Raw genomic sequence first — 20,068 nt, 5'->3', positions numbered from 1 at the left:
CCGTTGATTGAAAAAGAAGTCAATCCTCACTTTGAACACTTTTTGTTCGATTGGAATCAAAAGTTTCAGTTTTTAGTAGGCGGTTATGGCTCCTCCAAAAGCTATCACATTGCTTTAAAGCTGATTTTAAAACTGCTTGAGGAAAAACGAACAGCACTTGTCATTCGAGAAGTGTATGATACGCACCGGGAGTCGACCTACTCTCTTTTACAAGAAATCGTCAGCGATCTTGGCATCGATCATCTAGTAAAGTGCCGCAGTTCACCGCTTGCTCTCACTTTTCGCAATGGGAGCAGCATTTTATTTAAAGGACTGGACAAGCCTGAGAAATTGAAGTCGATCAACAACATCTCAATGATTTGGATTGAGGAGTGTTCCGAGGTTTCTTATGAAGGGTTTAAAGAACTGCTTGGAAGGCTGAGACATCCGGTTTTACCTCTTTATATGATGTTATCGACGAATCCCGTTGGTCAGGATAATTGGACGTACAGACATTTCTTTCGAGATGAGCAGCTGAAACGTTTTGTCCTTGATGACGAAACCTTATACAAACAGCGAACCATCGTGATAAAAGATACGTACTATCACCACTCAACAGCAGAAGACAATCTATTTCTTCCTAAAAGCTATGTCAAGCAGCTGGATGAGCTGAAAGAATACGATCCAGACCTTTATCGAATTGCAAGGAAAGGATACTTCGGTATCAATGGCACAAAAGTGTTTCCGCAATTTGAGGTCAGACAGCATGCCGACGTATTAGAAGCGATCGGGCAGATTGAAAGACCGCTGAAACGAACGGGGATGGATTTTGGATTTGTCGAATCCTACAATGCGCTCATTCGGTTAGCTGTCGATCATGAAAAAAAGTACTTATATATTTATTGGGAATATTACGACCGCGGGAAAACAGATGATGAAACAGCTGTTGATTTGAAAGAATTTGTTGAATCAAAGGAACTCATTAAGGCAGATGCAGCAGAGCCTAAAACGATTCACTATTTTCGGCAGCGCGGATTTCAAATGGTCGCTGCGCATAAGTTCCAAGGGTCACGTTTGCAATATACAAAGAAAATTAAACGATTTAAGAAAATCATTTGTTCTGATGCTTGCCCTTATACCATCTATGAACTTCAATCACTAACCTATAAGGCAGATAAGAACGGCCGCTTAGAGGAAGATGAATTTCAAATCGACCCACACACATTATCCGCCATTTGGTATGCGCTAGATGATTATGAGGTGACCGATTTGAAACAGACTGCTTCAGAGCGTGTCCGTCCAAACCGAGAGAGGAGGTCCATACAATGAAACAATTAAAAGCAACGATTATGAAGGCCAACATGTCTGATCATACAAAACAAATGTATGAGGATGAATTTTCATACGAAAAAGATGACATTGTCCCGCCGCCCTACCATATCAATGAATTAAAAAGCATGGCAGAATACTCAACGATTCTTCAGCAATGTATAGATGCGTATCGAACAAACATTTTAGGCTTTGGCTTTGGGGTGGAATACGCCTTTGATTTTAATGCGGAAGATGTGAAACCGGTCAAAAAGAAGACAGCCGAGAAGGAATGGACAAGACTCGAAGAGTTTACGAAATACATGAACTATGATGAGTCTGCTGACGTGATTCTTGGTTATGTCCTAGAAGACCGGGAGAAAACAGGAAATGGCTTTTTAGAGGTGCTGCGGGATGGACAAGGAAAGCCGGCAGGAATCGAGTATTTGGATGCACTCCATATCCGCATTTGCAAGCTGAGTGAGCCAGTCGACGTCGAATTCCGCTACACAGAAAACGGCGAATTAAAGACGATGAATCGTAAGAAACGATTCCGAAAATATGTGCAGGTCATCAATGAGAAGAAAGTCTTTTTCAAGGAGTATGGTGATCCGCGCATATTAAATTGTGAAACAGGCAAGTACGATGATGCTACACCAGAACCACTTCAAGCAACAGAAGTCATTCATTTTAAAATTGGCAGTGGGACGTATGGGATTCCCCGCTGGATTGGCAACATCGTCAATATGTATGGCGCACGAAAAGCAGAAGAGCTGAATTATCTTTATTTTAAGCAAGGAAGGCATGTACCTGGTGCCATCATTGTTGAAAACGGCATGCTGTCAGAGACTTCTTATCAGCAGCTACAAGATTATATGGATGATATTGAAGGGTCTGATCATGCGCATAAGTTTTTATTGCTTGAAGTAGAAGGACTTCCGACAGAAAAAGGATTAACAGGTGAAGAAGATGTATCAAATGTCAAAGTGAACTTTAAATCCTTGGCGGAAATCCTGCAAGAGGATGCGCTCTTTTTAGAATACGATGAAAAGACGAGAAACAAAATCCGCTCCGCTTTTCGTCTGCCGCCTATTTACACAGGAGAGTCACAAGATTATAACAAGGCTACAGCAGATACCGCGCGAAAAACAACGGAGGAGCAAGTGTTTCAGCCAGAGCGGCATCTTATTACAGGGAAACTCAATACTCTTTTTCTCCCGGATTTAGATATATGGCATGTCCGCTTTCTATTAAATGGTCCTGACTTTAGAGATCCATTAGAGATAGCGAAGGTTCTAACACCATTTATTCAGGCTGGGGCAGTATCGCCAAATGATTTACGAGATCTTGCGGGGCGTATTCTTGGTAAGACGTTAGAGGAATGGCCGGAAGAATTCTACCACCGACCTTTAGAAAGCCGCATAAAAACAGCTGATGGGCTGTCTCCATCCGAGTCAAACCAGCTGGAGAAATAAAAGGACGTGAGCTTTTTTGAAAGGGGGTGAACATATGCCAAGGGAATTAAAAAACGCAAAAATTACACATGTTTCCTATGTGGACAAGGCCGCCAATCAAAAGAAATTTTTCTTGATGAAAGCAAAGAAAAAGCAGCCTGACTTTCAAAAAGAAGTCAGTGTCCTGACGAAGGCAGAGGATGCGCATCGCCTCGTATATGGTGTCGTGTATGAACCGAATACACCTGATGCACATCAAGACTTTATGTCGGCCAAAGAAATTGAAAGGGCAGCACACGGTTTTATGAAAGATGCCCGTCACATTGATAAACAGCATGATTTTCAAGACGGTGTTGGCGAAGTCGTCGAATCATACATTGCCCCAGCGGATTTTGAAGTAGGCGGGGAGCTGATTCAAAAAGGATCTTGGGTACTTGTGACAAAGGCATCACAAGATATTTGGGACCAAATTCAGCAAGGCCATATTACAGGCTACTCAATGGCTGGAACAGCAGACATCATCGCAATAGAGGAACACGATCAGCTCCTATCTCAAGAAACGAACGAGAGAGGGCTTTTTTCTTTGCTGAAAAATTTCTTTTTGAAAGAGGAAGGTGCAAATATGCCACAACAATTTTGGAGCGTTTTAGATCATCTGCTGGAAACGTTGCAGTCAAGTGATGGTGATGAGTCTAGCGTAAGAGCGGCACTTGAACAATTGATTCCAATCGTGCAGGATGTGTTGAAAACAAATGATGTCCTCCAAACGATTGGTGAAAGACCAGCATCCGTTCAAAAGCAAGATGCCGGATTAACGACTGATCAAGTACGCGAACTAGAAAAAGCAAAAATGGCCATCGACAACGTTTTACAAGCGGATAAACAAGGGACAGATCAAACAGGTGAAGAAGAACCTGTGCAAAAAGTGCTGGAGCAAGTGGTTGCGCCAATTCGTCATCAGCTCTCTTCCTTAGAGAAATCAGCAGGCAGAGAAAAAGCAGCGATTCAGGAAGTGCTTCAGCAACAGCTACTGCCTATTTCAGAGCGGATACACATGCTTGAAAAAGCGCGGGGCATTTCTAAACAAACAAATCACGATACACAAAATGATATGACAAAGCCCATATGGGATGGCTTACTATAAGCCTAAATAAGGAGGAAAAAGTGTGAGAAATCAAGAGTTGATTCGCAAGGCTGAAATGACACTTGCCAGCTTAAAAACAGGCGGTCTCATGAACGCAGCCCAATCCAACACATTCATTAGAATGATGCAAAATACACCAACCGTTTTAAATGATGCACGTATCATTCCAATGGAAAGTGATTCACAAAAAATCGAAAAAATCGGCTTCGGTCAGCGCATTTTACGCCCAGCAGAAGAAGGCAAAGCGCTTGATGCAAAAGACCGTGTTGTCCCAGCGACAAGCACTGTCCAGCTCAATGCAAAAGAAGTCATTGCTGAGATCCATATGACGTACGACAGCATTGAAAACAACATTGAAAAAGACGGGATTCAGCAGACCATTATGCAAATGCTGGCGGAACGAGCGGCAGTCGATATTGAAGAACTGATCGTCAACGGTGATACAACATCACAAGATCCATTTTTAGCTCAAATGGATGGCGTACGAAAACAGGCAGTTTCTCATATTGTCGATGCGAATGGAGCGGAAATTAGCCGTCAAATGTTCAAACAAGCCTATAAAGCGATGCCGTCAAAATATTTACGTGTACCTCAGGATTTCCGTTTTTATACATCGCCAAGTTTAGAGGTCGAGTGGAAAGACCAAGTAGCAAACCGTCAGACAGGTCTCGGAGATGCGGTGATTCAAGGCGGACTTTCTTCTGCATTCGGTGTTCCGGTCAAAGGTCTTGCCAATATGCAGCCATATGATGAAGAAGGAACAGACGTATCAGATATTTTACTGACACATCCGAAAAACATTATCGTAGGGTTTTCTCGCAATATTCGTATTGAAGTAGAAAAAGATATTCGCAGCCGTAAGTTTATCATTGTTCTGACAGCGAAGCTCGACAGCAAATTTGAGGAAGAGGATGCTGTAGCCAAAGTAATGAAAGTGAAAGAGTAGGTGACAGCAGGCTATGATCATTTCTGCTGAGGAACTACAAGCCTATTCTGTATTTGATCGCGTGAAAAATCGTTCTGTAGAGAGACTAGCGGCAGATATTATTGAAGCAGAAGCAGCGGTATTTCAAATTGTCGGGCACGATTTTACACATGAAAAATATCAGCCCATTCCTGAAAAAGCAAGGATCGCCTTATTAAAAATGGCCCAGTATTTTGCCATGCTGAATGATGATGAATCCATGATAAAAGGCTTGACTTCAGAAAAAATGGGTGATTATTCATATGCAAAGGCAGCGGACAAAGTGAAAGGCAGACCTTATGTGTATGCCCTTCTTGTTGATTATATTGAACCTTCACTAACTGGCGGCAGCGCCAATTTAAAGGTGAGATCATTATGAGTTATGATTCTCTATTAACGGATCGCTGTGATCTTTTTCACTTAGAGAATGAAGAGGCAGTCCGCGGCAAATTTGGTATACCAGCAGGAGATCTGCAAACGGACATCTCTTATCCTGATACACCAAGTATGAGAGATGTGTCTTGCTATGTTGTAGAAAAAAGCCAGTCACTCGTGCAAGAAGAACCGAATACAGTCATCTATCAGTCCTATCTCGTCCATTTCCCTTTAGCAAGCGACATTCGCTTGCATGACAAAATGGTGTGGAACGGCATCTCACTCAAATTGCAGCAGCCAAAAAGAGTGAAAAATCATCACATGGAAGTGATGGCCGTCAGAAAGGAAAACCTATGAAAATTGATGGACTTGACCGGCTGCTATCCCAGCTCCAACAGGCAAATAGTGGCGGCTTAACGGCGCAATATCAAGAGTGGTTACAGGAAATGGGCTTACAGTTTTTAGACATCATTCAAGATGAAATCATCAAAGAAAAGGCTGTTGATACAGGCCGTCTCCTCAATTCCTTTCAAAAAGGTGACAAGGAGAATCACTTTCTCACTTCCCGAGGCGGGCTCACGCTAGAAGTAGGGACACAGCTCGATTATGCCTCTTACGTGAATGATGGACATGCCATTTCTTCAAATGGAGAACGAAGATGGGTGCCTGGCAGATGGAACGGCAGCCGCTTTGAATATGATCCGAATGCCAGTACTGGCATGATGCTTTCATCTCAATGGATTGAAGGAAATGGGTACTGGGATCATGCCGTCATGCTCTATGAACAAATGTTTGAACACTCGCTGGATCGAAAGCTTCAAAGCTGGATCGATCGACATTTTGGGAGGTGATGGAATGAATCAAGAAGTCGGGGCAATCATGCATTATATATACACACACTTTCCTGTGAAAATGTATGATCGTCTTCTGCCAGAGCGTTTCCAAGTGCCATCTGTTTATGTGCCGCCAGTGACTGTCATTAGTGGTCCAGATACAGTGTCTACTTTTATGAAATCTTATTCGCTGCAAGTGAAAGTGTTTCATATGGATACAGAAAAAGCGCATGATGCGGCGGAAACAGTCGTCGATGCATTGCTTGCTGATCGTCAAATCATTCAGATGATCAGTGAAGATGGAGAGGTGCTTGATGATTATGTCCGCATAAAAAGAGTGGAAACAAGAATCATAGATCAAGGTGTAGCAGCGATTGTCCTGACGTGGGATAGCAGCTATTGGTACAACCGAGATAAACAGCCAAGCCTAGAAGATATCAATTTTTCAGATGGGGTGATCAAACGTGAGCAAGACTAAAAAAACACAGCTCGATCAAACAGCGGGCGAAGAAAAAGAATTTGGCTTTTCATTTGAAGCCTTAAAAGAGCACAGTAAGGATCTTTTTGGGGTAAAACCAGAAATCCTTGAAGGTGCTCTTTTTTATATCAAACATCAACCAATTACAAAAACAGAAGCAAAGAAGCACATCGATGCTTTTTTGTCCAAGGAGGTTTAAAGGATGAACGGAGGCACTTTTACACCAGGTACAGAGAAAAAGCGTCCTGGCATTTACTTTAATTTTAAAACAACAGCAGAGCAGCGAATTACTTTAGGCGAGCGAGGAACAGTTGCACTTCCTCTTGTCATGAGCTGGGGAGAACCAAAAACCTTTATTTCCGTTTCCGATATGGAAGACTTAAATAAAAAGGTCGGGCTCAACATTGATGATAAGTCACTTCTTCTTTTCCGTGAAGCGAAGAAAAAAGCGCAAACGGTCTTGCTTTACCGCCTAAACGAAGGAGAGCCAGCCAAAGCGGAAATCGCAGAAAACTTTGTGGTTACTGCCAATTACGGTGGTCAAAAAGGAAATGAGATTACCATTCAAGTGGCAGAAAATGTACTCGACAGCACAAAACGTGACGTCATCACCTATCTTGGAACAGATATTGTCGATAAGCAGGTGGTCAAAGATGTCAAAGATCTTGTGAAAAACAAATACGTTCAATTTTCTGGTGAAGGCGAAGCGGTCATTACTGCTGGAGCGGCTTTAAGCGGCGGGAAAAACGGTGTGGCAAGTGTCGCAGATTATACAGCTTTCCTAGAAGCAGCTGAAACGGAATACTTTGATGTTATTGCCCTCCCAGTCGATAATAGTGAGCAATTAAAAGCAACATTCGCGTCATTTATTGAGCGTTTACGTAATAAGCAAGGACGTAAGGTACAAGGCGTTGTGGCTAACTATGCAGCTGATCAAGAAGGTATCATCAATGTCACAAGCGGTGTTGTTTTAGAAGACGGAACAGAACTTGCGCCTGCTCAAACAACAGCTTGGGTTGCGGGAGCAAGTGCAGGAGCGACTTTTAATCAGTCACTGACCTTTGTTGAATACGAAGGCGCAGTCGATACATTAGAGCGTCTTGATAATGATCAAGTAGAATACCGTTTATCACAAGGAGAGTTTCTTTTCACTTTCGATGCAAGAGACCGCACGGTGAGCGTTGAAAAAGATATTAACTCTTTGACAAGCTTCACGGTTGAAAAGAACCAGCAAATGGCGAAAAACAAAATCATCCGTGTGCTAGATGCAATCAACAATGATTTAACATTTGAACTGAAAAATTTGATTAAATTACGCAAAGCCAATGGCAATGACATTCCAGCATCTGATGATGGAGTGCAGCTTGTGAAAACACTGATTACACAGTATCTCACACAACTTCAAGATGGCAGCGGTATTACAGGCTTTAACTCAGAAACAGATATCGTCATTGGCCTCAATGAAGATCGTGATGGATTTATCATCGATTTAGCAGTACAGCCAGTAGACGCAGCAGAAAAATTCTATTTCAATGTGGAGGTGAAGTAAGATGGCTTTTAAAGCGCAAAATACAATCTCAGGTAAAGAAGGTCGTCTTTTCTTAGAAGGTGAGGAACTTGCCTTTATCAAAACGTTTGAAGCAAACGTGGAGAAAAATAAATCAGAAGTGAACGTAATGGGCCGCCGAATGACTGGCCATAAAACAACTGGGGCAAACGGAACAGGAACGGCAACATTCTATAAAGTTACGTCACGTTTCGTTCAACTCATGCTCAACTATGTGAAAAAAGGGGAAGATCCTTATTTCACTCTTCAAGCGGTAATTGATGATAAATCATCAGGCCGAGGCACAGAGCGTGTGACATTATTCGATGTCAACTTTGATTCAGCTAAAATTGCTGGACTAGATGTCGATTCAGAGGCACTTGAAGAAGAAGTTCCATTTACATTTGAAGACTTTGATCTGCCTGAAAAGCTGAAGAATTCTTTCTAAGAAATGCGGAGGAAATTAGCTAATTAATTAGCTAAATAAAAACCAAATATGCTATAATGCAAATGTAATGAAAAATGAATGCATTTGTAATGCACATTGCAATAAATGACACACAAAATTATGTTTACATGCAAAGCGATTTGCATACAATAAAAAGAAGCCAGGATGCGCTAACATCCCGGCAATGTACAATGAGGCCCTTCAAGGGGCTGGCTAATCGAATAGGATGTTCAGGATAGACTTTCCCTTTCACCTACCAAAGCTCAAGGGGGAGTCTATTTTTTGTCTATATATGTCAACAGGGCAATGATAAATGACCCGAAAGCAAGCATTAACATCAGTGCTTGGAATGTTGACATGAGCATCACCCCCTTCCTATCGGGGATGAGCCAGACGCCCTTGAGCAAGCCGTTCAATTGTACGAGTTATATTATACATGAAAAGATTGGAAAGCACATTCAAAAAATGGATGTGCTTTTTTGTATTCAAAAAAACAAACAAAAGGGAGTTTTTAAACATGAGCGAAAAACAAACATTTGATCTTTCATTTTTTATGCCAGGACAAACAGTAGAAGCAGAAGAGGTCAAAGTACCAATTTCTAAGCGTTTTGTTGATAAAAAAGGGAATGTCATTCCTTTTGTCTTCAAAGCGATTACCACGGAACGTATTGATGAATTGGAAAAAGAAAACACCACGTTCAAAAATGTCAAAGGCAGAGGCCGCGTAAAAGACTTAGACAGCCAGCGCTTCTATGCACGAATTGCCATTGAATCGACGATTTATCCAGATTTCCGCTCAAAGGAATTAAGAGAAGCCTACAGCACACAAGATCCAGTTGAAGTTGCAAAACGTGTTTTATCTGTCGGCGGTGAATATGCAAACTGGTTAAACAAAGCGATTGAAATCAATGGATTTGAAGACGAAATTGAAGATTTAGAAGACGCAGCAAAAAACTAATAAAAGATGGGGATAAGGAAGCGGTGTTTTTATATTACGCCATGCATGAGCTTCACTATTCTCCATCAGAACTCCTCGATTTATACGAAGCACCAAGACAATTTAAGGCATTCTTATTCGGACTCATCAGCTACAAACTCGACATGCTAGAAAAAGAAGCAAAGAAAGGAGGGAAATAAACTGGCGAAGCTCACTGCACGATTTGAATTAGAAGACAAAGTATCAAAGAAGCTGTTGCGCATTCAAAAACGATTTCAAACGTTTGAGAAGCAGCTCAAACCATTTAGAAAACCGGTGAAAATAAGCCTGGAAATGGATGAAAAGAAGCTAAGGAACCTCAATTTATCGATTAGAAGGTTATCTGTATTATCCATGAAGCTAGATCAAGGAATCTATCGTGATCTCAAATCATTAACAAACCAGCTGAACATGATACCGAAACAGATGGTCATATCAATTCAAGCAAAAGGACTAGATGTCATTAAATCCAGTATAGATCGCTTGAAACAATCACAAGCAAGTCCAATCCTGCTGACGTTCAAACTGAATGATCAGTTGTCAGGAAAAATGTCATCAATCAAAAAATCAATCCTTCAGCTCATGAACAGAACGTACTATATGAGATTAAACATGGTTGACCAAGCCACCGCTGCCATTCAACGAATCAAAAAGACACTCAAAAGCTTGACAATGGCTAAACATGAGATCAGAGTGTCTGTTCAAGACAATGCAAAGAGTAAGTTGAAAAAACGAGATCAGGCAGAGTCAGTTGTGAAAGAACAAAACATAAAAAAAGAACCTGAGGCTGTTAGTCCGTCGGTTAAAACGGATGAACCTAAACAGGGTTGGCTCCAGAGCCTTGCTAATAAAGGATTAAGTGAAATTGAAAAATATGCAGGTGATGTTGCAGACAAGGTGAAAGAAAAATTAAGTCCTAGAAAGTTTTGGGACGAAAAGGCACTTCCTTGGGTTGAAAATAAAATGGAAGAGTATAAGCAAGATGTAATCGGAAGAATAAAAGAGAAGATTAAATTTAATCCTGAAAAAAAACTAGATGAATTGGTGAAAACTGGATTAGATAGACTCTTAGGTGCAAGTAATCAATCAAGTGAAAATAACAGTACCACTCCGGCGCCAACAACAGCGCCAACAACAGCACCAACAACAGCACCAACAAATGCAGCTCCCAACAATAAACCTCAGCCGCGAGGTGGTAAAGGTTTGTTTCGCAATAGTTGTTGTCCCTGTTGTGCAAGAGGTTTAAGCAGGGGAGGATCTACTAAAACCAAAAATAGAAATGGTCAATCACCAAGACAACCTAGAAATCCAAATGCCACAACAAGAACCGAAATGAATAGAAGACCTCCAAGTAAATTAGGGGATGCGTTGAAAAATATCGGTAAAGGGAGCGGCAAATTATTAAAGAAAGTACCTATTCTAGGCAGTGTACTTAGTGCAACAAATCTAATCGGTATGAAAAAAGAGAATGCTGGTGAAAAGATCGGTGCGACTGGAGGCGGCATCGCCGGAGGGATGGCAGGTGCAGCAGCAGGTGCAGCTATTGGAAGTGTAGTACCAGGAGTAGGCACAGCCATCGGCGGCCTAGTAGGCGGCATCGCTGGCAGTATGGGCGGAGAATCTATCGGTGAAACAATTGGTAAATGGTTTGATGGCGGCGGATTTGAGAAGATTGGCCAAAAAGCCATTGAAATCAAAGATCAAATTGTTGAAGTGTGGTCTACAGTCGCAGACTGGTTTATCCAAAATGTGTGGACACCATTAAGCAGCACGGTTGGCACGGTAGCAACCATGATCTGGACAAGTCTAGTCAATGCCTGGACATGGATACAAGAAACATTCAGTGCAGTAGCAGGCTGGTTTATCGAAAACGTCTGGACACCACTAAGTGGTACAGTCGTTACAGTAGCAACCACGATTTGGACAAGTCTAGTCAATGCCTGGACATGGATACAAGAAACATTCAGTGCAGTTGCAGGCTGGTTTATCGAAAACGTCTGGACACCACTAAGTGGTACAGTCGTTACAGTAGCAACCACGATTGGACAAGTCTAGTCAATGCCTGGACGTGGATACAAGAAACATTCAGTGCAGTTGCAGGCTGGTTTATTGAGAATGTGTGGACACCGCTAAGCAGCACAGTTGTTACAGTCGCTACTGGGATTTGGACAGCATTATCAAATGCGTGGAAAACCATTCAATCAATTTTTGGAGCAGTATCCTCTTGGTTTATGAACAATGTATGGAATCCGCTTGTAGAAACGGTTGGAACCATCAAAGATAGCATTGGTAAGAAGTTTGAAGAAGCGTATAAAGTGGTGACAGATATATGGAATGGATTATCCAAATGGTTTAAAGATAATATTCAGACACCGATCGTAAAAGTGGCTGGTGCCATAAGTGATGGTTTTTCTAAAGCATTTAACTGGGTTAAAAAGATTTTTGACAAAGCGGGCGATGGCATTAATTTTGTAGTAAAACATTTATTTGGAGATCCTGATAAAAAAGCCACAGGAGGCTATATCACCCAACCTACCTTATCATGGATTGGTGAAGCAGGTAACGAATTTGTCATTCCAACTCAAAATAACCGGGGACGCGGGAAGATGCTGCTTGCACAGGCTGCTTCTCATCTTGGAATGTCTGTTGTGCCAAGCAGCAGCGGAGCAGCAAGTCCAGTTTCTAGCTCTCCAGCTCAAATAACGCCTAATGCTCCAGCAGCTCCAAATGCTTCTGCCGGTTCGATTGGTGGAACGGTTTCAATGAATGGAAACATCCAATCTGCCAGCATAGGTGAGCAATTTAATCATGATTTTGAACAAGGGCTGAATCAAAAGGTGGTTTCACTTGATCAATGGAAGCAAAAAAACATTCAGCAGCCATTTAATCAAATGACATCAGATTCAGGAAAGTACGGACAACAAACGGTATCGGCATTTGCTACTGGCCAGCAAATGACACCAACAGGAACTGACAGCTTTTTGCAAAGTCGTGTAAAAGCACCATACCAACAAGTGATGACAGCATCACCAACTTGGGGTTCTGGAACTGTTAGTGGCTTTGCAACAGGTCAAAATGCCACATCAATTGGCACAAGCCAATACGTAGACCAACACGTCAAACAACCATTCCTGCAAGCCAAACAAGAATCACCAGGATGGGGTTCAGGAATGATCGACGCCTTCAATAGCGGCATGCGTTCAAAAGCAAGTGAAGTCACACAAGCTGCCAAAGAAATGGCGAAGAAAGTGGAACAGGCGTTTAGAGAAGAACTAGACATTCATTCTCCTTCGCGTGTCATGATGAGTCTAGGGAAATTCGCATCGATCGGTGTCGTCAAAGGGCTCGATTCAGTTGATGTGAAAAAGTTTGCTGAAAATCAAGCGGGTTCATTAATCGGAGCGTTCAGCGGTATGGGTGCTTCAGGTCTTAGTGTTCAGCAATGGCTCATGGCAGCTCTGATGGCGACTGGCACATCGATGAGTTGGCTTCCAGGTCTTATGACAATCGCTCAGCACGAATCAAATGGTAACCCGAAAGCCATCAACTTGTGGGATTCCAACGCCAAGAAGGGAACGCCTTCTAAAGGGTTAATGCAAACCATTGGAACGACCTTCCATTCCAATAAAGGCAAGGGTATGAATGATATTTGGAACCCAATTCATAATGCCGTAGCAGCCATTAACTACATTAAGGGCAGATATGGAACAGTCTTCAATACACCGGGATTACGGAGTATGAGAAGAGGCGGTCCTTATAAAGGCTACGCCAATGGCGGTCTGATTACTCAGGAGCAGGTAGCTAGAGTCGGTGAAGGAAACAAACGCGAATGGATTATTCCAGAAGAAAGAGGCATTCGCGGGAGATATTTATTGACGCAGGCAGCAAAGGCACTTGGGATGCAAGTCTATGATCCATCAAATGCATCTGCTCCTTTACCAGAATCACAGATGCAGCAAGTCACCTCAGCACAGCCAGCTGGGACTGCAACAACGTCAGGCAATAAACAAATCACCATCCAGTTCAATGGTGATCAGCATTTCCATAATGGACAGGATCAGCAATTGCTTGTCGAAAAAATTAGACAAATGCTTGTAGACGAACTGGAAGTAGAGCTTCAGACAGGAACGAAAGGGGTCGTGATCGATGGGTAAATCAGTGTATCAATTGTGGATTTCCCAAGGCAAGGAGAAGTTGCGATTCCCTGTGCTTCCATCCGAACTTGAGATTACAAATAACGTACAAAATGAAACAGTGAAGGTCTCCTCCTTTGGAGAACTGACTTTTATTGATGTACCATCGGCTAAACAAGTATCATTCACCTCATTATTTCCTAAGAAATATTCGCCAATTGCTGAATATAAAAGCATTCCATCACCAGAGAATGCAATAGCGAAAATTGAACGAATGATGCGTTCAAAGAAGTCTGTGCGACTGATTGTGACAGGGACTAAAATCAATATGACGTGCAGCATTGAGAGCTTCACTCACAAGGAAGGGTCTTATGACATAGGGGATCGTGAATTTACGATCGAGTTAAAGGAATATAAAACCGCATCGCCTAGGAAAATCAAACGAAAGAAAAAAGCGAAACAAACCAAAAAGAAAAGACCCTCAAAAACACCACCAAAATTGTACACTGTCAAAAAAGGAGATACTCTTTGGGCCATTTCAGGCCGTTTTTATGGCGATAGTACAAAATGGCGGCGTATTTGGAATGCCAATAAAGCAGCGATGATCAAACGAAGTAAACGCAATATTAAACAGCCGGGACATTGGATTTTTCCAGGGCAAAAATTGAAAATACCACAATAGGGGGGCTGACATTGATTGAGCTTTTTGCCATCAGAAGCGGCACGATGTATGAGCTTGTCACAGAGAGTGTGACACTTCAGGGGCAAAGGTATCAGGCCCCTCGCTCTATTCAGGCGAACATTATCACAAAGCAAGGCAGTCAAACATATTACCGTGTCTCAGAAGGAGACACGGTTCTTTTTAAATGGAAAGGAAAAGAGCTGTTCAGAGGCATCGTGTTTTCTAGGACGCCTGTTGAAGGAAAGCTGACCTTTACCGCATACGATATGCTCCAATATTTAGTGAAAAACCAAGATGTATATGTTTTTTCAAATCAACGAGCAGATCAAATTTTGAGGCGGATCGGGGCAGACTTTCAAATTCCTATGACATCCATCGCAAATACAGGACATGTCATGAAGTCTCTCGTTTTTAAAAATGACACGAGTTTATATGACATCATTTTAAAAGCATTGAAAGAAACGAAGCGGCAAACCGGTAGAAATTATCAAATTTATTCTGCTAAAGGCAAGATGGGGCTGAGAGCTTGGCCCGATCCAGAGGACGTGTGGGTCATTGAATCAGGCGTCAACCTCATCGGTTATCAGTACAGCACCTCCATTGAAGAGACAGCAACACGTGTGAAGATGCGCACGTCTGTAGACGAACAGGGGAAGAATAAGAAAAAAGGTAGCAAATCAGATATTGTGGTGATCGAACAGGACAAAGCCGGTCAGAGTCAGTACGGCATTTTACAGCATGTGGAGACGGTCACAGGTCAAATCAACCAGCCGCAGCTTCAAAAAAGAGCGAAAGTACGCCTAGCTGAAAAAAAAGGCGTCAAACAAGAAGTGAAAAGCATACAAGCACTGGGAATCCCTGAACTGCAAAGCGGTCTGCCAATCTATTTGAAAATCCCTGAAATCAACATCAAAAAAACCTACTGGATCGATCAAGACAAGCATGAATTCAATGGAGTGAAGCACACCATGACAATTGACGTCGTTGAGAAAAATTCCATGCCAAAGGGTGATCAAGCATGAGATTAAGTGAAGCAATTAAACGACTCGCTGTCAATGCAGTAGATGCAGCTTCTCCAATTGATCTGGTGATTGGAGAGGTCACAATGGCTTCGCCTCTTCACATCCGATTAAATGAAAACAGTAAGCTGATCATTCCAGAAGAACTGCTCATTTGGCCCAAACGCTTAAATAAGGGTGAGGATGATGAGTTGAAAAAGGGAGACAGCATTATGGTACTTGCAATGGCAGGAGGGCAGTCCTTTTACATCATCGACAAATTGTAAGGGAGGTGATGAATGTGGCACTTTCACCAGAGGAAGAAATCGAGGAAACAGAAGAAGACGAAGAGGTAGAAACCTCGACGACGTATCGCATAGATTTTGAGAATGGTAGGCTGACAAATGAAGCCATTACAGGCATTGAAGCGATCCGTCAATTTATTTATATGACATTGCGAACAGAGCGCTATGCACATCCCATTTACAGTCACGACATTGGTACTGAAATTCAGGAGCTATTGACCGATACAGAAGCAACAGATGAATACAAAGAAATGGAGATTCCAAGATTGCTAGAAGAAGCATTGGTTGTTGATGAGCGGATTGATCATATTGAAGAGATAGAGGTCACGAAGCAAAATGATGCTTTTCAAGTCAAACTAGCCATTGTCACAGATGAAGGCACATTAGAAATAGAGGAGGTGATGGAGGGAGATGTTTGAGGAGCAAACGTATGAGGCGTTGATGGAAAGAATGCTGGACAAGTTGCCAGATGACATAGATAAAAGAGAAAACAGCGTCATTTGGAATGCCTTGGCACCTGCTGCTGCTGAACTGGCTCAGTCGTATATTTGGCTTGATCAAGTATTTGAGCTTGTCTTTGCTGATACAGCACAGGGGGAATTTTTAGATCGACGAGCAGCAGAAGTGGGGATTGAACGAAAGCCAGCCACTACAGCGGTGTGGTCCGTAACCATTCAACCAGAGAACGTAAACATTCCAGCAGGATCAAGATTCTTTATTGAAGATGTTTATTTTCAATTTTCAAAGGACGGTACACTTGAATGCGAGACAACAGGTACAGCCGGCAATGGGCAATTAACAGGTCAGCCGCTGCTATCGCTTGATACAATTCCAGGTCTAGAGTCGATGATCATGAAGGAATTGGTGATACCAGGGCAAGAGGAAGAAGATGATGCGTCATTATACGATCGGTATTTAATACGCGCAAGGCGAGAGGCTGTCAGTGCCAACAGAGCACATTACAAAAAGTGGGCCGAGGAAGTGGTTGGTGTCGGCAGAGCGAAAGTATTCCCGCTATGGAATGGAGAGGGAACGGTCAAAATTGTCATCACAGATGGCAATCTAGATGTAGCATCTGAGCTTCTTGTCAAAAGGGTCCAGGAGTATATCGATCCTGTACCGGGAGAAGGAGAAGGGCAAGCTCCTATTGGCTCAAAAGCAACTGTGGAAAGCGCCAAGTGGCTGGATATTGACGTAGAAGTGTCCGTCGAACTTCAGATGGACTGGACACTTGAGGGTGCGCAAAAAGAAATAGAAGAAAAGGTCAAAGCACTGTTAAAATCAATCGCATTTGAAAAAAGTACGATTCGAATGTCCGCCTTAAATGATATTTTGTACCATTCAGAGAGTGTGTCCGATTATGCAAACGTCTTATTGAATGGGGAGTCAAAAAACTTAGTATTACAGGACATTGAGATACCACGTCTGAGGCAGGTGAAGGTTATTGAGCAAACTTGATGAAATGAAAAACTACTTGCCGCCTTATTTCACAGAGATTTATGATGTGGATCATTTACTAAAAACAGAGGCACCAGAGTTTGAACAATTGGACGAATCCATTTTTGATGTAACGGATCAGTTCTTCCCTTTAACAGCGACGTGGGGATTGAATCGTTGGGAAAGATTGCTCAAGGTGCAGCGAGAGTCAGATGATTCGATTGAGCTGCGCAGGGCACGATTAATCAATATGATGTCGAACATTCCACCAATTACGTATCTGTCATTAGAGAAATCTGTGAATCGATTTCTTAAAAATCCGAGTGCAATCATCCGTCTTACAGTCAACCGTTATCATTTTGCATTGCGTGTGAATCTGGATGACCTGCAAAACACAAGATATATCGTCGAAATACTCGAAACGTTAAAGCCAGCACATTTGGCGTATACGTTCACCGCCATTCATCATACCGATGTTCATGAAACAAATGATCATCACCAGCGGCTCACACTGCGAAGCAGAGTGGGCTTTTTCGATCATATTCCAATTTTACTCAATGGTGAATTCGTATTAAATGGAACGTTCTATCTCAGCGGGATACGAGGTACTACGGAGGTCCCTGCTCGTTTTCGGCATTCATTAAAGATGAGAATGCCGCTTCAACAAGAGAAAGAAACAGCATATCGTCTGAATTATGTCATGACTGGAGTATCGCATGAAACGAAGCAAGCAGCTACACTGACTTTGCGCGCAAAGAACCAGCTTTCACATCAAACGAAAAAGAGGATGACGTTCCGCTTACCAGTACATGTTCAAAATGAACAAGGCGGCAGTTTACTGATCAAGGAGCATTACTGGATTCTCGATGGATCCGTTCCACTTGATGGATCAAAAATGCTGGCAGCAACTTCTAAAAAAATAGACCTATAAGGAGGATCACAATGGCTGATCAATTAACCGTAACCACACTATATGCACGTCAACAAATGGCAAAGGCACGAGCAGAAGGAACAAAACTCACAAAAGTCGTCAAAATGGCATTCGGAAATGGAGGAACAAAGGATGGAAAACCGATCTCTCTTGACGGAACCGAACAAGCACTCAAAAAAGAACTGATTCAAAAAAATATTGATTCATTTACCTTCATGGAACCGGCAAAAATCCGCTACACCTGCACCATCGCTGAAGGAGAACTCGCAGGCGAAGTCATCAATGAACTAGCCCTTGTCGACGAGGCCGGCAAATTCACCGCCATCCGCACCATGACAGACAAACAAAAAGACGGCGACATCGAATTTGTTTTTGAGATTGATGATATTTATTAATGGAGGGATTTTAATGGAAATAAATTCACCGAAAACATTTGAAACTAGTGACAAAGCTCATGCCGACTTATTCAATGAAATGGTCCAAACCTTGCTCGAAAACGACAATGGACTGTTAGAACAGCTTACGAGTCACACTCAAGATATGAACTTACATGCATCTGAAGAAGAAAAGAAAAAATGGAATGACTCGCAAATCTATAAAATAACTGCAGATAATGGTATGCAACTTATCAATGTCTCAGCAGATTCAAAAATATTTGATGCAATTAAGGATAAAGGAACATGTACATTTTACGCAGCTCCTGGAGTTGAAGATTCTCCATCATCGTCAAATATATCACTGAGAGGTATGCAAATAGTTGGCCAAAATAACATAGGGGCAGGCTTTGCAGTAGATATAGCAGGGAATGCTTATAGTTTTTACTACAATTCTGGTCACACTACGATTACGTGGACACCTCTACCAAATATATCGGATTTAAACAAATGGAATGGAAGCCAGCTGATTAAAATCACAAATGATACTGGGGGAGTACGTGTATCTGTGGGAGCGTCAGAAAATTTATTAGATAAATTAACTGAAACAGGAAAAACATTTGGTACATTCTATTCACCAGCTGGTGTACAAGAAAATCCTTCAGCGCTGGCATCTCGCGGTTTTTATCATTTTACTTCATCTGATAGTAACAACAGAGGTACGTTTGGATGGGTTATTGCAATAGACTATAAAAATAACATGTTTACAAATTATCTTGACTTAAATCTAGGCTGGCAAGGTTGGAGGCGTAGTCTTACTGAAGCAGATCAAGAAGTAACGTGGACCACACCTAGAATAATAAATGGATGGAAACTATATAGTACAAGTTCTTTACCGATTCGGTTTAGTAAAAACGCTTTAGGAGAAGTCGAAATTAATGGAGCTGTTAGAGATGGTCCATTAGGGGAAATTCCTGTTTTTGTTTTACCTGAAGGCTACCGTCCAAAGCAACCTGTTTATTACGTTGGAGTGGCCTCTAGCCTTGGAACTTCTGGAACACCGCAATTTCATAGAACATTGATCACAACTGATGGACGAGTGTGTGTGCAATTATCTTCTAACACAGCAAATCCAACAGAATTCATTGCGTTTTTAATAAAATTTAGTACGTTATAGGAGGTAATAATATGTGGATTTATAAATATGATGATCAATTAATCTATATGCCAGGTGAAGAGCTGAACGTGAACGAGAATGATGTAATTCCTGAAAATTATACGGAGATACCACCGCCAGTAGAATCATATATAGCAAAATATGATCCTCGCTCTCGTAAGTGGAAGGAGACGGCTTCACAAAATTATATTGATAGCTTAAAAATGAAACCTGCACCAAATGATTTGGAATTACTAAAGAAACAAAGTGCTTTATTATCTAAACAATTAACGAAGTTATTGGCTATGCAGAAAGGGGGGACTTCAGAATGATGTTTCCAACTGTAGCAGACATCAAACAATTTTGGGACTGGCAGTGTTACGGCCCAGAGGACATTGCATTTTATGTAAGCATCGGCTGGATATCGGCAGATGACTATCAAGACATAACAGGAGACAAATACGAAGCCTAATGGCTTTATTTTTTTACCGTAAATAGGTGATTCCGGCGAAACCATTAAATCATAACTTATCCTCAATCTCATTGA

The 20,068-nt window shown here is 41.9% G+C and carries 24 protein-coding genes and 1 pseudogene; 24 read left to right on the top strand and 1 reads right to left on the bottom strand.

Translation table 11 applies throughout. From position 1 onward, the window contains the following. Positions 1-6: 6 nt before the first annotated feature. The 11 genes from AC0VYC_RS14400 to AC0VYC_RS14350 are packed head-to-tail and all read left to right on the top strand — an operon-like array spanning position 7 to position 8,529. Entirely contained in the window at positions 7-1,308 is a 1,302-nt protein-coding gene (locus AC0VYC_RS14400) for a PBSX family phage terminase large subunit (RefSeq protein ID WP_427243812.1), read from the top strand. Next, positions 1,305-2,762: a phage portal protein gene (locus tag AC0VYC_RS14395; protein ID WP_041507681.1), complete on the top strand. Its 1,458-nt coding sequence runs from the start codon at positions 1,305-1,307 to the stop codon at positions 2,760-2,762. Before AC0VYC_RS14400 ends, AC0VYC_RS14395 begins: the two co-directional genes overlap by 4 nt. A 34-nt stretch (positions 2,763-2,796) precedes the next feature. After that, complete coding sequence (locus AC0VYC_RS14390; protein WP_061420044.1) at positions 2,797-3,885, top strand: XkdF-like putative serine protease domain-containing protein; 1,089 nt, start codon at positions 2,797-2,799, stop codon at positions 3,883-3,885. Between the two features lie 22 nt (positions 3,886-3,907). Further along, entirely contained in the window at positions 3,908-4,831 is a 924-nt protein-coding gene (locus AC0VYC_RS14385; RefSeq protein ID WP_427243801.1) for a phage major capsid protein, read from the top strand. Between the two features lie 13 nt (positions 4,832-4,844). Further along, on the top strand, positions 4,845-5,228 hold the full coding sequence (gene yqbG, locus AC0VYC_RS14380; RefSeq protein ID WP_056702591.1) for a protein YqbG: 384 nt from the start codon (positions 4,845-4,847) through the stop codon (positions 5,226-5,228). Then, on the top strand, positions 5,225-5,581 hold the full coding sequence (locus AC0VYC_RS14375; protein WP_056702588.1) for a YqbH/XkdH family protein: 357 nt from the start codon (positions 5,225-5,227) through the stop codon (positions 5,579-5,581). The genes yqbG and AC0VYC_RS14375 overlap by 4 nt, the downstream gene beginning before the upstream one ends. Further along, on the top strand, positions 5,578-6,075 hold the full coding sequence (locus AC0VYC_RS14370; protein WP_025207873.1) for an HK97 gp10 family phage protein: 498 nt from the start codon (positions 5,578-5,580) through the stop codon (positions 6,073-6,075). The genes AC0VYC_RS14375 and AC0VYC_RS14370 overlap by 4 nt, the downstream gene beginning before the upstream one ends. A gap of 4 nt (positions 6,076-6,079) precedes the next feature. Next, on the top strand, positions 6,080-6,535 hold the full coding sequence (locus tag AC0VYC_RS14365) for a phage tail terminator family protein (protein WP_041091933.1): 456 nt from the start codon (positions 6,080-6,082) through the stop codon (positions 6,533-6,535). Then, positions 6,522-6,734: a YqzN/YkzM domain-containing protein gene (locus tag AC0VYC_RS14360; protein WP_008344108.1), complete on the top strand. Its 213-nt coding sequence runs from the start codon at positions 6,522-6,524 to the stop codon at positions 6,732-6,734. Before AC0VYC_RS14365 ends, AC0VYC_RS14360 begins: the two co-directional genes overlap by 14 nt. Before the next feature lie 3 nt (positions 6,735-6,737). Further along, on the top strand, positions 6,738-8,084 hold the full coding sequence (locus AC0VYC_RS14355) for a phage tail sheath family protein (RefSeq protein ID WP_045034526.1): 1,347 nt from the start codon (positions 6,738-6,740) through the stop codon (positions 8,082-8,084). Between the two features lies 1 nt (position 8,085). Continuing rightward, positions 8,086-8,529 (top strand): phage tail tube protein, encoded by a 444-nt coding sequence (locus AC0VYC_RS14350; RefSeq protein WP_003213309.1) that lies wholly within the window; start codon positions 8,086-8,088, stop codon positions 8,527-8,529. A 275-nt stretch (positions 8,530-8,804) separates the two neighbouring features. Here AC0VYC_RS14350 and AC0VYC_RS14345 read toward each other — a convergent pair whose 3' ends face one another. Next, positions 8,805-8,894: a putative holin-like toxin gene (locus tag AC0VYC_RS14345; RefSeq protein ID WP_072368332.1), complete on the bottom strand. Its 90-nt coding sequence runs from the start codon at positions 8,892-8,894 to the stop codon at positions 8,805-8,807. 152 nt (positions 8,895-9,046) lie between these two features. Here AC0VYC_RS14345 and AC0VYC_RS14340 point away from each other — a divergent pair, with 152 nt between their 5' ends. From AC0VYC_RS14340 to AC0VYC_RS14280, 13 genes and pseudogenes are all read left to right on the top strand, one after another. Next, on the top strand, positions 9,047-9,487 hold the full coding sequence (locus AC0VYC_RS14340; RefSeq protein ID WP_008344099.1) for a phage tail assembly chaperone: 441 nt from the start codon (positions 9,047-9,049) through the stop codon (positions 9,485-9,487). Between the two features lie 41 nt (positions 9,488-9,528). Beyond that, the gene (locus AC0VYC_RS14335; protein WP_008344097.1) at positions 9,529-9,666 is read left to right on the top strand and encodes a hypothetical protein; all 138 of its coding nucleotides are present in this window, start codon (positions 9,529-9,531) and stop codon (positions 9,664-9,666) included. Position 9,667: 1 nt separating this feature from the next. After that, positions 9,668-13,659: pseudogene (locus AC0VYC_RS14330) on the top strand (transglycosylase SLT domain-containing protein). Then, entirely contained in the window at positions 13,652-14,320 is a 669-nt protein-coding gene (locus tag AC0VYC_RS14325) for a LysM peptidoglycan-binding domain-containing protein (RefSeq protein ID WP_007500584.1), read from the top strand. Before AC0VYC_RS14330 ends, AC0VYC_RS14325 begins: the two are co-directional and overlap by 8 nt. A gap of 11 nt (positions 14,321-14,331) precedes the next feature. Continuing rightward, complete coding sequence (locus AC0VYC_RS14320) at positions 14,332-15,342, top strand: XkdQ/YqbQ family protein (RefSeq protein WP_017367933.1); 1,011 nt, start codon at positions 14,332-14,334, stop codon at positions 15,340-15,342. Next, entirely contained in the window at positions 15,339-15,605 is a 267-nt protein-coding gene (locus AC0VYC_RS14315) for a DUF2577 family protein (RefSeq protein WP_039169977.1), read from the top strand. The genes AC0VYC_RS14320 and AC0VYC_RS14315 overlap by 4 nt, the downstream gene beginning before the upstream one ends. Before the next feature lie 14 nt (positions 15,606-15,619). After that, positions 15,620-16,042 (top strand): DUF2634 domain-containing protein, encoded by a 423-nt coding sequence (locus AC0VYC_RS14310; RefSeq protein ID WP_024719684.1) that lies wholly within the window; start codon positions 15,620-15,622, stop codon positions 16,040-16,042. Beyond that, a complete protein-coding gene (locus AC0VYC_RS14305; protein WP_427243804.1) occupies positions 16,035-17,081 on the top strand; it encodes a baseplate J/gp47 family protein in 1,047 nt (348 codons plus the stop codon). Before AC0VYC_RS14310 ends, AC0VYC_RS14305 begins: the two co-directional genes overlap by 8 nt. Further along, positions 17,068-17,991: a YmfQ family protein gene (locus AC0VYC_RS14300; RefSeq protein WP_427243805.1), complete on the top strand. Its 924-nt coding sequence runs from the start codon at positions 17,068-17,070 to the stop codon at positions 17,989-17,991. The genes AC0VYC_RS14305 and AC0VYC_RS14300 overlap by 14 nt, the downstream gene beginning before the upstream one ends. 11 nt (positions 17,992-18,002) lie before the next feature. After that, on the top strand, positions 18,003-18,386 hold the full coding sequence (locus AC0VYC_RS14295) for a phage tail-collar fiber domain-containing protein (protein ID WP_017359000.1): 384 nt from the start codon (positions 18,003-18,005) through the stop codon (positions 18,384-18,386). A 13-nt stretch (positions 18,387-18,399) separates the two neighbouring features. Beyond that, a complete protein-coding gene (locus tag AC0VYC_RS14290; protein ID WP_138278938.1) occupies positions 18,400-19,542 on the top strand; it encodes a hypothetical protein in 1,143 nt (380 codons plus the stop codon). A gap of 11 nt (positions 19,543-19,553) precedes the next feature. Next, positions 19,554-19,853, top strand: a complete 300-nt coding sequence (locus AC0VYC_RS14285) for a hypothetical protein (protein ID WP_138278937.1) — start codon at positions 19,554-19,556, stop codon at positions 19,851-19,853. After that, on the top strand, positions 19,850-19,993 hold the full coding sequence (locus AC0VYC_RS14280) for an XkdX family protein (RefSeq protein ID WP_034624530.1): 144 nt from the start codon (positions 19,850-19,852) through the stop codon (positions 19,991-19,993). Before AC0VYC_RS14285 ends, AC0VYC_RS14280 begins: the two co-directional genes overlap by 4 nt. Positions 19,994-20,068 lie beyond the last annotated feature (75 nt).

The organism is Bacillus sp. iso_77 (assembly GCF_056173625.1).
The sequence above is the reverse complement of the archived record's forward strand: the minus strand, read 5'-3'. Positions and strand labels throughout refer to the sequence as shown.

Excerpts from the sequence above, each read along its gene's own strand:
- AC0VYC_RS14290 (WP_138278938.1), top strand. The coding sequence starts at position 18,400 with ATGGAAATAAATTCACCGAAAACATTTGAAACTAGTGACAAAGCTCAT.
- AC0VYC_RS14335 (WP_008344097.1), top strand. The coding sequence starts at position 9,529 with ATGCATGAGCTTCACTATTCTCCATCAGAACTCCTCGATTTATACGAA.
- AC0VYC_RS14325 (WP_007500584.1), top strand. The coding sequence starts at position 13,652 with ATGGGTAAATCAGTGTATCAATTGTGGATTTCCCAAGGCAAGGAGAAG.
- AC0VYC_RS14365 (WP_041091933.1), top strand. The coding sequence starts at position 6,080 with ATGAATCAAGAAGTCGGGGCAATCATGCATTATATATACACACACTTT.
- AC0VYC_RS14295 (WP_017359000.1), top strand. The coding sequence starts at position 18,003 with ATGGCTGATCAATTAACCGTAACCACACTATATGCACGTCAACAAATG.
- AC0VYC_RS14340 (WP_008344099.1), top strand. The coding sequence starts at position 9,047 with ATGAGCGAAAAACAAACATTTGATCTTTCATTTTTTATGCCAGGACAA.
- AC0VYC_RS14390 (WP_061420044.1), top strand. The coding sequence starts at position 2,797 with ATGCCAAGGGAATTAAAAAACGCAAAAATTACACATGTTTCCTATGTG.
- AC0VYC_RS14345 (WP_072368332.1), bottom strand. The coding sequence starts at position 8,894 with ATGCTCATGTCAACATTCCAAGCACTGATGTTAATGCTTGCTTTCGGG.
- AC0VYC_RS14355 (WP_045034526.1), top strand. The coding sequence starts at position 6,738 with ATGAACGGAGGCACTTTTACACCAGGTACAGAGAAAAAGCGTCCTGGC.
- yqbG (WP_056702591.1), top strand. The coding sequence starts at position 4,845 with ATGATCATTTCTGCTGAGGAACTACAAGCCTATTCTGTATTTGATCGC.
- AC0VYC_RS14280 (WP_034624530.1), top strand. The coding sequence starts at position 19,850 with ATGATGTTTCCAACTGTAGCAGACATCAAACAATTTTGGGACTGGCAG.
- AC0VYC_RS14285 (WP_138278937.1), top strand. The coding sequence starts at position 19,554 with ATGTGGATTTATAAATATGATGATCAATTAATCTATATGCCAGGTGAA.
- AC0VYC_RS14375 (WP_056702588.1), top strand. The coding sequence starts at position 5,225 with ATGAGTTATGATTCTCTATTAACGGATCGCTGTGATCTTTTTCACTTA.
- AC0VYC_RS14370 (WP_025207873.1), top strand. The coding sequence starts at position 5,578 with ATGAAAATTGATGGACTTGACCGGCTGCTATCCCAGCTCCAACAGGCA.
- AC0VYC_RS14305 (WP_427243804.1), top strand. The coding sequence starts at position 16,035 with ATGTTTGAGGAGCAAACGTATGAGGCGTTGATGGAAAGAATGCTGGAC.
- AC0VYC_RS14395 (WP_041507681.1), top strand. The coding sequence starts at position 1,305 with ATGAAACAATTAAAAGCAACGATTATGAAGGCCAACATGTCTGATCAT.
- AC0VYC_RS14350 (WP_003213309.1), top strand. The coding sequence starts at position 8,086 with ATGGCTTTTAAAGCGCAAAATACAATCTCAGGTAAAGAAGGTCGTCTT.
- AC0VYC_RS14315 (WP_039169977.1), top strand. The coding sequence starts at position 15,339 with ATGAGATTAAGTGAAGCAATTAAACGACTCGCTGTCAATGCAGTAGAT.